Here is a 13457-nt window from a genome sequence, read left to right as displayed (position 1 = left end):
TCGGTGCGGCCGGGGCGAGTCGTGCCGGGCCGTTGCTCGGACGGATCGGACGGACTGAACGGATCAGAGGGAGCGGTGGTACTGCTGCGGGACATGGATCTCGCCGCCGAGCTCACGGGCGGCGTGCCGGGCCCAGAACGGGTTGCGCAGCAGCTCGCGGCCGAGCAGCACCGCGTCCGCCTCGCCGTTCGACAGGATCTTCTCGGCCTGCTCCGCCTCGGTGATCATGCCGACCGCGGCGACCGGGAGGCCGGTCTCCGCCTTGACCCGCGCGGCGAACGGCACCTGGTAGCCCGGTCCGGTCGGGATCCGGACCCGCGCGGCGTTGCCGCCGGCCGAGACGTCGAGCAGGTCGACGCCGTGCTCCTTGAGCAGCGCGGCGAAGCGCACCGTGTCGTCCGCCGTCCAGCCGGCCTCCTCCAGCCAGTCGGTGGCGGAGATACGGAAGAACAGCGGCAGCTCCTGGGGCCATACGGCCCGCACCGCGTCGACGACCTCGAGAGCGAAGCGGGCGCGGTTCTCGAACGAGCCGCCGTACTCGTCGTCGCGGTGATTGCTGTGCGGGGAGAGGAATTCGCCGATCAGATAGCCGTGCGCGCCGTGGATCTCCGCGATGTCGAACCCGGCGTCCAGGGCGCGGCGGGCGGCGTCGGCGAACTGACCCGTGATCTCCCGGATCTGAGCGACTGTCAGCTCGGTGGGGACGGGGTGTCCCTCGTCGAAGGGGAGCGGGCTGGGGCCGAGCGGCTGCCAGCCGTGCTCCTCGGCCCCCACCGGCGCGCCGCCCTTCCAGGGGCGGTCCGTCGACGCCTTGCGGCCGGCGTGGGCCAGCTGGATGCCCGGGGTGGTGCCCTGTCCCTTGAGGAAGGAGGTGATCCGCCGGAACGCCTCGACCTGGGTGTCGTTCCAGATGCCGAGGTCGGCGGGGCTGATCCGGCCCTCGGGGCTGATGGCCGTGGCCTCGATCAGGATCAGGCCCGTACCGCCGGCGGCACGCGCGGCATAGTGCGCGAAGTGCCAGTCGTTCGCGACGCCGGCGTTCGGCCCGAACACCTCCGCCGAGTACTGGCACATCGGCGCCATCCAGGCGCGGTTGGGGATGGTCAGCGATCGCAGGGTGTAGGGCTGGAACAGCGCGCTCACGGCGGACTCCATTCGGACGGGACCGGGGTACGACTCGTACGATACCCATCGTAGTACGAGAAGTGTCAAACTACGATGGGCCTCGTACAATGGAGTCCCCGATGAAGTGGAGCCGCCGTGACCACCGCGACAAGCCCCCGCGTGCTCGCTCACCCCACGCGCCAAGAGCTACGCCTGGAGAACGTGCTCCACGCGCTCTCCGACCCCATGCGGCTGCGCGTGGTGCGTGACCTCGCGGTCGCGGAAGACGACCTGTCCTGTTCGTTCTTCGATCTGCCCGTCACCAAGTCCACCACCACCCACCACTTCCGCGTGCTGCGCGAGAACGGCGTGATCCGGCAGACCTACCAGGGCACGGCCAAGATGAACGGTCTGCGCCGGGACGATCTGGACGCACTGTTCCCCGGACTGCTCGACAGCGTCCTCGGCGCGGCGGCCGGCCAGGAGGAGCGCCTCGGCGACAACCAGAGTGCCCCGGCTGCGGGTTGACATCGAGCGCGCTCCAAGTGATGGACTCCCCGGCACGGCAAGGGCAGCGGCCCTGGCCCTGAGCCTCGGGGGTACCCATGACCGACTCACCGGTCACGTTGATCACAGGCGGCGGAAGCGGCATCGGGGCGGCGGCGGCCCGGCAGCTGCTGGACCAGGGGCACCGGGTGACGGTCACCGGTCGTGGCCAGGACCGGCTCCGCCGCTTCGCCGAGGAACTGGGCACTCCGGCCGGTCTGTTGACGCTCACCGGGGACGCGGCCGACTACGAGTCGGTCCGGGCGGCCGTCGACGCCACCGTCAAGGAGTTCGGGCGCCTCGACACCGTCGTCGCCAATGCCGGCTTCGCCACCCATGACACCATCGCCGACGGCGATCCCGCCGGATGGCGTGACATGGTACTGACGAACGTGCTCGGTCCCGCCCTGCTCATCAGGGCGGCGCTGCCCGCCCTGAAGGAGACGCGCGGGAGGATCGTGCTCGTAGGCAGCGTCGCGGGCATCGTCAATACGCCGGGCAATATCTACGGCGCGACCAAGTGGGCGGTCACCGGCCTCGCCGAGAACACCCGGCGCCTGGTCACCGAGGACGGAGTCGGAGTGACCCTGATCGCTCCGGGACGCGTGGAGACGCCCTTCTGGGACAGCATGGGCAGTCAGCCGCCAGGGATTCTGCTGACCGCCGACCAGCTCGCCGAGTCCATTGTGTGGGCGATCGGGCAGCCGAGCGGCGTCGACGTCAACACGGTGGTCGTCAGGCCGATCGGCCAGCCCGTGTGACCTCGGTTCCGCCTGCGGCAGTCAACAGGCCCGGCCAGTCAGGGATCTTGACGGACCGTCGGCCGAGAGTCCGCCCCAGCGCCGACTCCGCCGCCTCGATCGCCAGCCAGCCCGGCCACGGGACCGGCCGGTGCCCCGACGCACGCAGTTCCGCCAGCGGATCGGCGGCGACCGGCCGCAGCGCCAGCATCGTGGCATCGTCGAGCAGCGATGTCACCGTCTCCTTGGCGCACGGCCGGTTGGTGCCGATCACGCCGGTCGGGCCGCGCTTGATCCATCCCGCCACATACTCCCCGGGCGAGGGCACGCCGTCCCGCAGCACCCGTCCGCCGGTGTGCGGCACCGTCCCGTGGTCCGCGTCGAACGGCAGACCCTCCAGCGGCACCCCGCGGTAGCCCACCGCCCGCAGCACCAGCTGCGCCTCGATCTCCTCGTACCGGCCCGTGCCCCGAACACCCCCCTCGCCGTCCGGAACGGTGCGCTCGAACCGTACGCCCGCGACCCGCCCGCCGTGCTCCAGCAGCTCCACCGGGCGCAGGAAGAACCGCAGATGGATCCGGCGGTCCTGCCCCTGTGGAGATCCCTGGCCCTGCGGGGACCGGGCCGCCCAGCCGCGTACGACATCGAGATTGCGCCGGTTGGCCGCCGGCAGCGCGGCGTGAACGGCGCCCGACGGATCGGTGTACGCGGGATCCAGGGCGAGGTCCCCGGGCTCGACGACCACCGCCGCAGCGGGCAGGGAGCCCAGTTCGCGCAGCTCCTTGGTGGTGAACTTCGCCTGCGAGGGACCGCGTCTGCCCACCATGTGCACCTCGCGCACCTGGCTGAGCGCGAGCGCGCCGAGCGCCGCCTGCGGCACATCCGTGGGGCGCAGCTCCTCCGCGCCCCGCGCGAGGATGCGGGCCACATCGACCGCCACATTGCCTACGCCGATGACCACGGCCGAACGGGCGCCGAGCGCAAAGCCGTTGCCCGCCGCGTCGGGATGCGCGCTGTACCAGGAGACGAAGTCGGTGGCCGAGTGGCTGCCTGGCAGATCCTCGCCCGGTACGCCGAGCCTGCGGTCCCTCGCGGCGCCCACGCAGTACACGACCGCGTGGTAGAGCTCCAGCATCCGCTCGGGTCCGAGTCCGTGCGTGCCGATCTCCACATTGCCGATGAAGTCGATCCGCTCGTGCTCCAGCACGGTGCGCAGATTGTTCTGCAGTGACTTGATCTTCTCGTGGTCGGGCGCGACTCCGTAGCGTACGAGTCCGTACGGGCAGGGGAGCCGGTCCAGTACATGCACCCGTACATCCGGCACCAGGCTCTGCTGGACGAGAGCCTGCGCGGCGTAGACCCCACTGGGTCCCGATCCGACGACGGCGACACGAAGCACAGCTGCGCTCCTTCCCACAGGGGGACTCCAGCATCGCACCGGCGTGCGGGCTGGGGGAGATGCTCTAAGGGGGTGCCTTGTGGCGTCCTGCCGTGCGTGCCGCCACAGAGTGTCATGATTTGCCTGGTTGCGTGCTAATTGTGAAAGAAACTCCGTTTCTTAACCTTAATGATCAGTATGACTCGGATGAAGCCCTGCCGTACCCGCCTGTCTGGGAACTCCAGGGCCAGGGCACCGTCACCTGCGGCACCGGGCGGATTCATGGAGCGCCCGAGGGGCCCTACGAGGCCTCCCCGCCCTGGTTCGACATCCGGCTGACCTTTGCCGACGGCGCCCGGATCGATGTGCTCGCCGTCGTCACCGACGGGCGGATCGCGATCGAGGACATGCGGGCGGATCCGCCGCTGCCGCTGGCGGGCTTCGCCGTCCTCGCCGACAGGATCGAGGATCCGCTCGGGGACGCCTGCCGAGTGCTCGTGGAGGACCACATGGCCGGGGAACCGGCACCGGCCGCGGAGGTGCCGCTGCCGGGACGCCGCCGGGCGCGTACCGTCACACCGCGCGGCGGCGCCGGCCGGCGCATCGCCGCCGCCGCGTACCGTGCCGCTCAGCAGGAGGGGAGCGACCCCGTGCTCGCGGTGATGGGCGCGACCGGGCGGAGCCGTCGCAGAGCGCTCCGGCTCATCGCGGGCGCCCGCGACGACGGCCTTCTCGCACCGCGCCACCATCGCCGCTAGGCCGTGTCCGGTCGATCGGGCGGCAGGGTCCAGGCAGTGGTCCGCGCGCCCCTGCCGCTGCCCACCCGCCACCGTCACATCGAACGCATCCGGTTGATCTCGCTCGTCTGCTGGGCGATCACATCGTTCGCCATCTCCTCGACCAGGATGTTGTTCCCCTCGGAGAGGACCTCGGTGGCCATGGTGAGCGCCCCCTGGTGATGAGTGATCATCAGCTTCAGGAAGAGTTCGTCGAACGCCGCGCCCTTCGCGCTGCGCAGCTGAGCCAGTTGAGCCGGGGTGGCCATTCCGGGCATCGCGCCCCGAGAGTGGTCATGGCCGCCCTTCCCCTGCGCCCCGCCGTTGATTTTGAGCCAGCCCTGCATCGCGCCCATCTCGGGCTTCTGTGCCGCTGCTATGCGCTCCGCCAGCCGCTTGACCTGCGTGGATCCGGCGCGGTCCGGTGCCAGCGCGGTCATCTGCAACGCCTGGGTGTGATGCGTGATCATCATCTGCGCGTAGCTGAAGTCCGCCGAGTTGGGGGTGTCGTCCGGGACGGCCTTCGCGGCCTCGTCGGCGGAGAGCGTCCTGGCCGGCTCGCCCGGCTTGCCGGGCGCCACCACGGACGGTCCGCCGGCCCCCTTGGCCTTGGCGGGAGTGCCGGAGTCCGACTCGCAGGCACCCAGGGCGAGTACGGCGGCGGTGACCGCCGCCGCGACGACGGACCTGCGGACACACGTGGTCCTACGACGGTTCAGCACGGTGACCTCCTGGGGCACTTGGGGTGTTTGGGGACCGTCCTAGCACGCTTCCGCACGCGGATGATCAAAAACTTTCATTACGTCTCTGTTGCCACCTGTTGAGATGTACATGGAAAGGAAGATACTGCCGGGGTCTGGAAACCGTTCAACTGCGAACGGATACAAGGGAGGACGCAGTGACCCTGTTGCACACCACCCGAGTGCGGCGCAGACGTCTGGGCGTGGCGGCAGCCGCGGCCGGGCTCCTCGCCACGCTCCTGACGGCCGGACCCGCGGCCGCCACACCGGACCCCGGGGACACGCCCGCCAAGGGGACGATCTCCTCGGAGCAGGCCGCAGAGGCACGTTCGGCCATCAAGAGCGGCGAGATACCCGGCGTGGACGAGATCGTCCACAGCGACAACATCGAACACCTCGCCAACATCCCCAAGGATGCGCTCAAGGGCACCAACTCGGACCTGGCCTTCCAGGGCACGTACGCCTTCTCGGGCAACTACGACGGCTTCCGGATCTTCGACATCAGCAACCCGAAGGCCCCCAAGACCGTCGCCCAGGTCCTGTGTCCGGGATCGCAGAACGACATCTCCGTCTCCGGCAATCTGCTCTTCCTCTCCACCGACTCCTCGCGCAGCGACAACTCCTGCAGCAGCACCACGCAGCCCGCGACGGAGAAGTCGTCCTGGGAGGGCATGAAGATCTTCGACATCAGCGACAAGAGCAACCCGCGGTATGTCGCCGCCGTCGAGACCGCGTGCGGTTCCCACACGCACACGATCGTGCCGGAGCGTCGCAACGTCTACGTCTACGTCTCCTCGTACTCCCCGAACGCGACCTTCCCCGACTGCCAGCCGCCGCACGACGGAATCTCCGTCATCAAGGTGCCGCGCAAGTCTCCCGAGAAGTCCGCGATCGTGAACTTCCCGGTGCTCTTCCCCGGTGAAGGCCCCGACGGTGGCGGCAACCCGGGCTCGCCCACCAACCCGGGCGTCTCCAAGACCACCGGCTGCCACGACATCACGGTGCTCCCGTCCAAGGACCTGGCCGCCGGCGCCTGCATGGGTGACGGCATCCTGTTCGACATCGAGGACCCGGAGCAGCCGAAGGTCATCGACAGGGTCCAGGACAACGTGAACTTCGCGTTCTGGCACTCGGCCACCTTCAACCAGAAGGCCAACAAGGTCGTCTTCACCGACGAGCTCGGTGGCGGCGGCGCGGCCACCTGCAACGCGGAGATCGGCCCGAACCGGGGTGCCGACGGCATCTACGACATCGTTGGCAAGGGCGACCGGCGCAAGCTGGTCTTCCGCAGCTACTTCAAGATCGACCGGCCTCAGGCGCCCACGGAGGTCTGCGTGGCCCACAACGGTTCGATCATCCCGGTGAAGGGCCGCGACCTCATGGTCCAGGCCTGGTACCAGGGCGGCGTCTCGGTGTGGGACTTCACCGACTCATCGAAGCCCAAGGAGATCGGGTACTTCGAGCGCGGCCCCGTCACCCTGGCGCAGGTCACCACCGCCGGCCCCTGGTCGGCGTACTACTACAACGGCTACATCTACTCGAACGACATCGCCAAGGGCCTCGATGTCCTGAAGATCAACGACAGGCGTACGGATCCGGCGAAGCGGGTGCGGCTGGACGAGCTCAATGTCCAGACCCAGCCGGACTACTTCGACCGCGAGTGAACCCTGCTGTCATGACGCGTTCCGCCGGGCGGCTCCTCGCCCGGCGGAACGCCGAGTTCCCAGTCCAGCCCGTAGCGCTGGAACAGCTCCGCGCGCAGCCGCGCCCGCGGCATCGGCGCACCCGGCAGCAGCACCGCGAAGACCGCACCCATCAACAGGGCGCGCAGCAGCGGGTAGTCGGCGTCCACATCCTCGGATCCGTACCGCTCCACCGTGTCCCGCAGCAGGAACGCCAGCCGCTGCTGCTCCGGGCACTGCACAAAGCCCTGGGCCTGCAGAACCCCCGACATGTGCGTGCGCATGAGCACGGGATGGTCGACCGCGAGCCCCAGAATGGCGTCGACAGCCCGCGCCAGCCGCTCCCGCCCGTCCTCGCTGCGGGGCTCGCGCTCCAGCTCCGCCTCCAGGGTCAGATGCATCAGGCGGTGCACCGCCGACTGCAGGAGCTGGCGTTTTCCGGGGAAGTAGTACGAGACGAGCCCGCGCGCCGAGCCCGCGCGGTCGGCGATGTCGGCCAGCGTCGTGGCCTCGTATCCGCGCTCGCCCACCAGCTCGACCGTCGCCTGCAGGAGCCGTTCGCGGGAACGCCGACGAAGCTCTTCATTGACCGATGCGCTCCGCGGGGACATGCTTGACTCCTGCGTTGACTGGCTCCGAGCCAATATACTCAGCGCGTCCCACTGCCCTGCCTTCAGGGCCTGGTCAGCGGGAGTGCTGCCCGAACCGGGCGACGCGGGGGATCGTCCGGTTCGGGTGGCTTTGTCATGCCTTAAGTGTCCCTCCGGCAGTGGGACTCCCGGCCGGTGCGCCGGTGAGGCCGACCACCGGACGAAGTCCCGCCGGACGCTCTTCCACCGGCAAATGGTCCACGAAGTGGACCGCACACCCCAGATGTGCCGCCCCGCCGTCCGCGCTCCGGCTGTCGCCGACCATCAGTACCTCGCGCGGGTCCTGGCCGAGCGCCTCGCAGGCCGTACGGAACAGACGTACATCGGGCTTCTGCACGCCGTGCTCGTACGACAGGACGTACGCGTCAACCAGGGCGTCCAGACCGTGGGCGCGGAAGACCGGCCGCAGATCCCAGCCGATGTTACTGACCACCGCGATGCCCAGGCCCCGCTCCCGCAGCGCTGTCAGCACCTCGGCGGCATCGGGATAGGGGCGCCAGGCCGCGGGCGCCATATGGCGCTCGTAGAGCGCGTCGTACAGCCCCTCGTCGGGCAGCTCCACCCGCCGGGCGAGACCCGTGTACGCGGCCCGGTGCCGCTCCGTGCTCTCGTCGCGGGTCGCCCACAACTCGGTGAGATGGGCCGGCACCCGCTCGGGGTCGGACCCGCCGGGGAGCGCCCCGGCCGCCGCCAACAGTTCCGCGTACCGCACGAGTTCGGCCTCGGGGACCGTACTGCCCCGCGCGTTCAGGGCCGCGAGCAGCCAGTCCCGCACCGACTCGATACGGAAGAGCGTTCCGGAGAAGTCGAAGAGCACACCCTTGATCGTCATGACGGCGATCCTTTCCGCCTCAGCGCTCACGGGACAAGACCGTCCGCTCGTACGCAGCGACCGACAGGGCCACCAAGCAGGCTCCCATCAGCCAGCCGCCCAGCACGTCCGAGGGCCAGTGCACGCCGAGATAGAGCCGGGTGAGGCCCACCCCGACGACCGAGACGGCCGCGGCCGCGGCACACCAGCGCCACAGCCCTGCGGCCACTGCGTGCCGCTTCAGCAGCCACAGCAGCAGAGCGCAGGTGACCATGGCCGTCATCGCATGACCGGACGGGAAGGCCGCGTAGTTCGCGGTGTCGACCGGATCGGACCACTGCGGCCGCTCCTGTCCGACGGCGGACTTCAGCCCCTGCTGTACGTACGTGCCGACGGCGCTCGTCACCGCGACCCACAGCGCGAGCAGCCACTCGCGGCGCAGGCACAGCCACACGACGGCCACCGCGACCAGGGCGCGCATCGTCCACGGATCCCACACCCAGTCGGTGAGCACCCGGTTCACATGTGTCAGCCCCGGCTCGGTCACCGCCCAGCGGTGCAGTCCGTCCGTGACCGTGCGGTCGAAGGAGGTGAGCGGGGACCAGGAGACCACGACCAGGATCACCAGCACGACGGAGGCGACGGCCAGCACGGCGCCCGTACGGGCGGCTACGGCGACCGAGGAGGGCGTCGGCGGGGTCGGGGGAACGGGGCGCTGGAAGTGCATGGGGGAGATCCTCGCGGCTGACCGGCCCACCGGGCTAACCGAGGGCGCGCAGGCCCGGCACGAATGCCACCAGGAGCGGTACCACCGGCACCAGCGCGGCTGCCGCGGTCAGCCGCAGCCGGCGGCCCGCGCTGAGCCGAGGCACCGGCGTCAGCAGCCGGTTGACGCGCTGCGGCAGCTGGGCGTCCGGAGTGGGGCAGGGCCCGAACACCCCACGGTCCTCGTTGAGTTCGACCAGCGCCAGCGCGATGGTGCGTCGGCCGAAGCGCCGTGAGGCGACATCGTCGGCGGCCAGCTCGACCAGCCGGTGCATCTCGTTCCGGAACGCGGCGAACACCGGGATCTGCGGAAAGCCGGTGGCGAGCGCGGCGGAACAGTGCAGCAGCCAGTCGTGCCGGGCCCGCGCGTGTCCCTGCTCGTGCGCCAGTACGGCATCGAGCTGACTGCCCTTCAGGCGGCCCAACGCGGCCGTGGTGATGACCAGTTGGGGCGCAGCGCCCGGCAGCCACCAGGCGTCGGGCCGCTCGCCCTCCAGGACTACCAGCGGTTTGCCGCCCGGCTCCTCGCCGGGCAGCAGCGGGGAGCGCACCAGCAGTTCCATGCGCCGCCGCTTGCGCCCCGCGTGCGAGCGGTAGATCTCCCGGGAAAGCATCGCCCCGGTCCACAGGCCCCCGCACGCCAGCACCACCGCGAGGACGGCGGACCACGGTTCGTTCGCGCCGAGTGCGTAGGCATCCACCACGGCGTGCGGCGCGGGCGCGAAGACACGACCCCGTACCAGCTGCCAGGCCGCGGCCGCGCTGAACGTCATGGAGAGCGCGAAGCAGAGCAGCACGGCCGCCACCACGCACTGCCACACCCACAGCGCCACCACGGGCTCGCGCTCCGGCCAGTCGGCACGCGACACAAGTCGCGGAGCCACGACGGCAGCCAGTGCGCCGAGCAGCAACAGCACGAGGGAGACCAACATGGGATCAGCCTATGAGCGCGGGGCTACTTGCGGGTATGGCCGCGCGCGCCAAGTGATGTACGACACGGTTTCGCATCCGCGGCCCGGCGGGGCGGCCAGGCCGGACTCAGAGTGCGAGCAGCATCGCCAGCATGGCGATGCCCATGGAGAGTCTGCAGGCCAGAGCCAGCTCGGGCCGCGCGCCCCAGGAGACGGCCGCAGGCGCCGCGGCTCCCGCCGGAGACGGCACGGGTATCAGCCGTACGCCCGAGCGCAGGACGTACACCGCGAAGTACGCCAGCAGCGCACCGGTCAGCAGCGGCACCCCGGCCGCCGTATGCGCGGCGTGCGCCCCGCCACCGTGCGCCATCGCCACCGCCATGTAGACCATCGCGAGGAAGCCCACGAGATGGTGCAGATGGTGCGTACTGCGCCGGGCGGGCCGCAGGGCGTGCAGCGCCGCGGCGCCGAAGACGGCCGCGTACACCACCCAGCCCCACGCCGGCGGCGCGAGCACGGTGGCGGGCACCGCCATCGCCGCCATCCCGAACCCCATCCCGGCCTCGCCCCCGGCCGCCTCACGCGCCTCGCCGGAGCAACTGCGCATCCGCACAAGGCAATACGCGCCCGTCGCCCCGCACAGCGCCACCAGCAGCCAGCCGGACATCGCCGGTCCCTGCACGGCGCACCTCCCCCTTCGACGGTGTCGAGAGGTCGATGCCCGGCACTGGGCGTTCTACGCGAGCGCACGGGGGTGCGCGGGAAGCACTGGCCCGGCCGCGAACGCGCCGGGCCGCCTGTGCTCGACTCGGTGCCGCGCCCCGGCCGGCCCAGGACGTCGGTCTGCCCGATCAGGGGCGGTACCGCAGCGGATGGTCCGCCGGCACCTCTACCAACGCGATGCGGTGACCGTCCGGGTCGGCGATCCACATCTCGATCAGCCCCCAGGGCTCGCGCTGCGGCGGTCGCAGCACCTCGGCACCGTGCTCCGACAGCTCTTCGTACGCCGCCCGCACGTCCGCGACCTGGAGCCAGAGCCGGACGGCGGGCGACGGCGCGGCCGCCGTGCTCCCCGAGACCTCCAGATAGCCGCCGCCCAGGAAGTACACCGTGCCCCGCTCCGGTCCTGTGCCGAACTCCCGGTAGACGGGCAGGCCGAGTGTCTGTCCGTAGAACTGCCGCGACCGCTCCGGATCGGCCGGGCGAAGGAGGATCCGGCTGCTCAGCACATGCACCATGCCCCGGACCCTAAGCGGTGTCGGGGAAGTCCGGGTGGGTGAAGGAGCGGGTCGAGGGCCGAGTCTGGCAAGGCGGAGGAAGGAGTCCACGCGGAGCGTCGGCGACTGACGACAACGCAGCCAGGCGACAGCCATCGGCCCGCGACGCCGCCCGGACTTCCCCGGGGCCGCTTAGGCCGAACCGTCGGGTTAATCTCGTCGGACACCTGCACGCAGCCGAGAACGGAGAGCCACCTCATGGACACCGCACCGCCCCGGGACTCCGGCGAGCTCAGCTACCGCGACGCGGTCGAGGCCGACATACCTGCACTCGTCCCGCTGATCGAATCCGCCTACCGCGGCGACTCGAGCCGGTCCGGCTGGACCACCGAGGCGGACATCCTGAACGGACAGCGGACCGATCCGGAAGGCGTCCGCGAGGTCATCACCGCTCCCGGCAGCACCCTCCTCGTCGTGGAGCGCGACGGCGAGCTGATCGCCTGCTGCCAGCTCGAACACCGTGGTGAGAACGCCTACTTCGGGATGTTCGCGGTCCGTCCCGGGCTCCAGGGCGCGGGCCTCGGCCGCCAGGTGATGGCCGAGGCGGAGCGCCACGCGCGCGAGCGCTGGGGCGTGAGCGAGATGCACATGACCGTGATCTCCGTCCGGGACGAGCTGATCGCCTGGTACGAGCGGCGCGGCTACCGCCGTACGGGAAAGCTGAGCCCCTTCCCGTACGGCGACGAGCGCTTCGGCATCCCGCAGCGCGAGGACCTCGCCTTCGAGCTGCTGGTCAAGCCACTGGTCAGGCCGCTGGCCTAGGGCCTCTCGTTTGGATCTTGCCGGGTTCGCGTGCCCTGGCACGCACACTCGCCGCGTTGTCGTCGGTCGACATGGCTCCGCCATGCCTCCCTCCTCCGCCTTGCGATCGCACGCACCGCAGTGACATCAGCCGCTCCGCGGCGGGCCGCTCACTCATCCGGCCTGATCCAAACGAAAGACCCTAGGCCGTGAACCGGCCGGTGCGCCGGATCTCGGGGAAGTCGGTGGTCGCGCCGTCCAGCTCGAGGGCGCGCACCAGCCGCAGGTGGTCCTGGGTGTTCACCACCCAGCCGATCACCTGCAGCTCCTCGCCGTGCGCGTGCTCGACGGTCTCCAGAGTCAGCCTGCGGATGTTCAGGGCGAGAGAGGCGGCGCCCACCGCCTTCGCGCGGTCCACGACATCCGCGCCCCAGCGGCTCGCGATGAGCGCGGTCCGTACTCCCGGCACCAACGTGGCGATCTCGGCGATCGCGTCGTCGTGGAAGGACGACACCTCGACGCGGTGGACGAGATCGCGACGGAGCATGACCTCGGCGAGCGTCCGGGCCGCGGCCACGTCCTTGATCTCCGCCTGGAGCGGCGCCCGTACGGCGTCGAGCACCTCCTCGAAGACCGGCACCCGCTCGCCGTTGCCCGCGTCGAGCTCCCTCAGCTCGGCGAGGGTCTTGTCGGCGATCGGGCCGTTCCCGTCGGTCGTGCGGTCCACGTCGGCGTCGTGCATGACGGCCAGCGCGCCGTCCTTGCTGAGATGCAGATCCAGTTCGATGACGTCCATCCCGGCCTGTTCGGCGCGGATGAAGGAGCGCAGGGTGTTCTCCGGCTCGACGCCCATGACCCCGCGATGACCGATGGTGAGGAAAGTCAAGATTCTCTCGCTTCCGTCGACGGCGGCTCTCACGCGGCGCATCCCGGCACCCGCGCGGCAAGCACGCAGCCTAACGGCCCGCCTCCGCGATGGGACCGGTCCGGCGCGGGGGAGTGGAGTAGTCCGCTCTGGCTCCCGCGGGCCGTGCGCCACGAACCGCGTCACTCGCGCGTGGGCGCGTCCCCGCCGGCTTGACGCGGCGGTGTGCGAGGAGGGAATGGCGGGCGACGAGGGAATGGCGGGCGAGGGACAGGCCCTGTGCGGCAAAGCTCACAGCGACCGGATAATCGCCCACCGAAGCCCGCTCTCCCCGGATGTCCCACGGCTTCCTGGCGCGGAAATCTGAATCAACCGCAAAAATTGCGGTGATCATGGGGGTCGGGCAGCATAATTTCCCAAGTCTCCCCTTGTACGGGAGAACCCTGCATGGATACGGTGTCTTGACGCGAG

General features: G+C 70.4%; 15 protein-coding genes. 5 read left to right on the top strand and 10 right to left on the bottom strand.

Features of this window, described 5'->3' with window-relative positions; all coding sequences use genetic code 11:
- Positions 1-63: 63 nt before the first annotated feature.
- On the bottom strand, positions 64-1143 hold the full coding sequence (locus SLUN_RS05250) for an NADH:flavin oxidoreductase/NADH oxidase (RefSeq protein WP_108147373.1): 1080 nt from the start codon (positions 1141-1143) through the stop codon (positions 64-66).
- A 117-nt stretch (positions 1144-1260) separates the two neighbouring features.
- On the opposite strand from SLUN_RS05250, the gene SLUN_RS05245 reads away from it, so the two are divergent.
- Both SLUN_RS05245 and SLUN_RS05240 read left to right on the top strand, forming a co-directional pair.
- A complete protein-coding gene (locus SLUN_RS05245; RefSeq protein WP_108147372.1) occupies positions 1261-1632 on the top strand; it encodes an ArsR/SmtB family transcription factor in 372 nt (123 codons plus the stop codon).
- A gap of 77 nt (positions 1633-1709) precedes the next feature.
- Positions 1710-2411, top strand: coding sequence for an SDR family oxidoreductase (locus SLUN_RS05240; RefSeq protein ID WP_108147371.1), 702 nt, complete (start codon positions 1710-1712; stop codon positions 2409-2411).
- Here SLUN_RS05240 and SLUN_RS05235 read toward each other — a convergent pair.
- A complete protein-coding gene (locus SLUN_RS05235; RefSeq protein WP_108147370.1) occupies positions 2386-3789 on the bottom strand; it encodes an FAD-dependent oxidoreductase in 1404 nt (467 codons plus the stop codon). The two genes, SLUN_RS05240 and SLUN_RS05235, sit on opposite strands and share 26 nt — an antisense overlap.
- Positions 3790-3929: 140 nt before the next feature.
- Here SLUN_RS05235 and SLUN_RS05230 point away from each other — a divergent pair, with 140 nt between their 5' ends.
- The gene (locus SLUN_RS05230; RefSeq protein WP_257153672.1) at positions 3930-4526 is read left to right on the top strand and encodes a DUF6214 family protein; all 597 of its coding nucleotides are present in this window, start codon (positions 3930-3932) and stop codon (positions 4524-4526) included.
- A 74-nt stretch (positions 4527-4600) separates the two neighbouring features.
- Here the strand turns inward: SLUN_RS05230 and SLUN_RS05225 are convergent, their stop codons facing one another.
- Positions 4601-5266 (bottom strand): DUF305 domain-containing protein, encoded by a 666-nt coding sequence (locus tag SLUN_RS05225; protein WP_257153671.1) that lies wholly within the window; start codon positions 5264-5266, stop codon positions 4601-4603.
- A 176-nt stretch (positions 5267-5442) separates the two neighbouring features.
- Between SLUN_RS05225 and SLUN_RS05220 the strand changes: the two genes are divergently transcribed.
- The gene (locus tag SLUN_RS05220; protein WP_108147368.1) at positions 5443-6948 is read left to right on the top strand and encodes an LVIVD repeat-containing protein; all 1506 of its coding nucleotides are present in this window, start codon (positions 5443-5445) and stop codon (positions 6946-6948) included.
- Here the strand turns inward: SLUN_RS05220 and SLUN_RS05215 are convergent.
- The 6 genes from SLUN_RS05215 to SLUN_RS05190 all read right to left on the bottom strand — a co-directional run bounded on the left by SLUN_RS05215 (position 6930) and on the right by SLUN_RS05190 (position 11341).
- Positions 6930-7577 carry a TetR/AcrR family transcriptional regulator gene (locus tag SLUN_RS05215; RefSeq protein WP_108147367.1) on the bottom strand — a complete coding sequence of 216 codons (648 nt, stop codon included), beginning with the start codon at positions 7575-7577 and terminating at the stop codon, positions 6930-6932. The genes SLUN_RS05220 and SLUN_RS05215 overlap by 19 nt on opposite strands.
- A 133-nt stretch (positions 7578-7710) precedes the next feature.
- Positions 7711-8448, bottom strand: coding sequence for an HAD family hydrolase (locus SLUN_RS05210; RefSeq protein WP_108147366.1), 738 nt, complete (start codon positions 8446-8448; stop codon positions 7711-7713).
- A gap of 19 nt (positions 8449-8467) precedes the next feature.
- A complete protein-coding gene (locus SLUN_RS05205; RefSeq protein WP_175313052.1) occupies positions 8468-9154 on the bottom strand; it encodes a phosphatase PAP2 family protein in 687 nt (228 codons plus the stop codon).
- Between the two features lie 34 nt (positions 9155-9188).
- On the bottom strand, positions 9189-10124 hold the full coding sequence (locus SLUN_RS05200; protein WP_108147365.1) for a M56 family metallopeptidase: 936 nt from the start codon (positions 10122-10124) through the stop codon (positions 9189-9191).
- 106 nt (positions 10125-10230) lie between these two features.
- Positions 10231-10785 (bottom strand): DUF5134 domain-containing protein, encoded by a 555-nt coding sequence (locus tag SLUN_RS05195; protein WP_257153670.1) that lies wholly within the window; start codon positions 10783-10785, stop codon positions 10231-10233.
- A gap of 169 nt (positions 10786-10954) precedes the next feature.
- Entirely contained in the window at positions 10955-11341 is a 387-nt protein-coding gene (locus SLUN_RS05190; protein ID WP_108147364.1) for a VOC family protein, read from the bottom strand.
- Positions 11342-11578: 237 nt separating this feature from the next.
- On the opposite strand from SLUN_RS05190, the gene SLUN_RS05185 reads away from it, so the two are divergent.
- Positions 11579-12142 carry a GNAT family N-acetyltransferase gene (locus SLUN_RS05185; RefSeq protein WP_108147363.1) on the top strand — a complete coding sequence of 188 codons (564 nt, stop codon included), beginning with the start codon at positions 11579-11581 and terminating at the stop codon, positions 12140-12142.
- A gap of 181 nt (positions 12143-12323) precedes the next feature.
- On the opposite strand, the gene SLUN_RS05175 is transcribed toward SLUN_RS05185, so the two are convergent.
- Positions 12324-13007: a glycerophosphodiester phosphodiesterase gene (locus SLUN_RS05175; protein ID WP_108154540.1), complete on the bottom strand. Its 684-nt coding sequence runs from the start codon at positions 13005-13007 to the stop codon at positions 12324-12326.
- Between the last annotated feature and the right edge of the window lie 450 nt (positions 13008-13457).

The sequence above is a fragment of the Streptomyces lunaelactis genome, from assembly GCF_003054555.1.
Classification (GTDB): domain Bacteria; phylum Actinomycetota; class Actinomycetes; order Streptomycetales; family Streptomycetaceae; genus Streptomyces; species Streptomyces lunaelactis.
This window is presented reverse-complemented; position numbering and strand designations above follow the sequence as displayed.

What these genes read in the sequence shown, in the direction of transcription:
- SLUN_RS05205 (WP_175313052.1), bottom strand. Translation starts at nt 9,154, where the DNA reads ATGCACTTCCAGCGCCCCGTTCCCCCGACCCCGCCGACGCCCTCCTCG.
- SLUN_RS05185 (WP_108147363.1), top strand. Translation starts at nt 11,579, where the DNA reads ATGGACACCGCACCGCCCCGGGACTCCGGCGAGCTCAGCTACCGCGAC.
- SLUN_RS05215 (WP_108147367.1), bottom strand. Translation starts at nt 7,577, where the DNA reads ATGTCCCCGCGGAGCGCATCGGTCAATGAAGAGCTTCGTCGGCGTTCC.
- SLUN_RS05240 (WP_108147371.1), top strand. Translation starts at nt 1,710, where the DNA reads ATGACCGACTCACCGGTCACGTTGATCACAGGCGGCGGAAGCGGCATC.
- SLUN_RS05210 (WP_108147366.1), bottom strand. Translation starts at nt 8,448, where the DNA reads ATGACGATCAAGGGTGTGCTCTTCGACTTCTCCGGAACGCTCTTCCGT.
- SLUN_RS05200 (WP_108147365.1), bottom strand. Translation starts at nt 10,124, where the DNA reads ATGTTGGTCTCCCTCGTGCTGTTGCTGCTCGGCGCACTGGCTGCCGTC.
- SLUN_RS05190 (WP_108147364.1), bottom strand. Translation starts at nt 11,341, where the DNA reads ATGGTGCATGTGCTGAGCAGCCGGATCCTCCTTCGCCCGGCCGATCCG.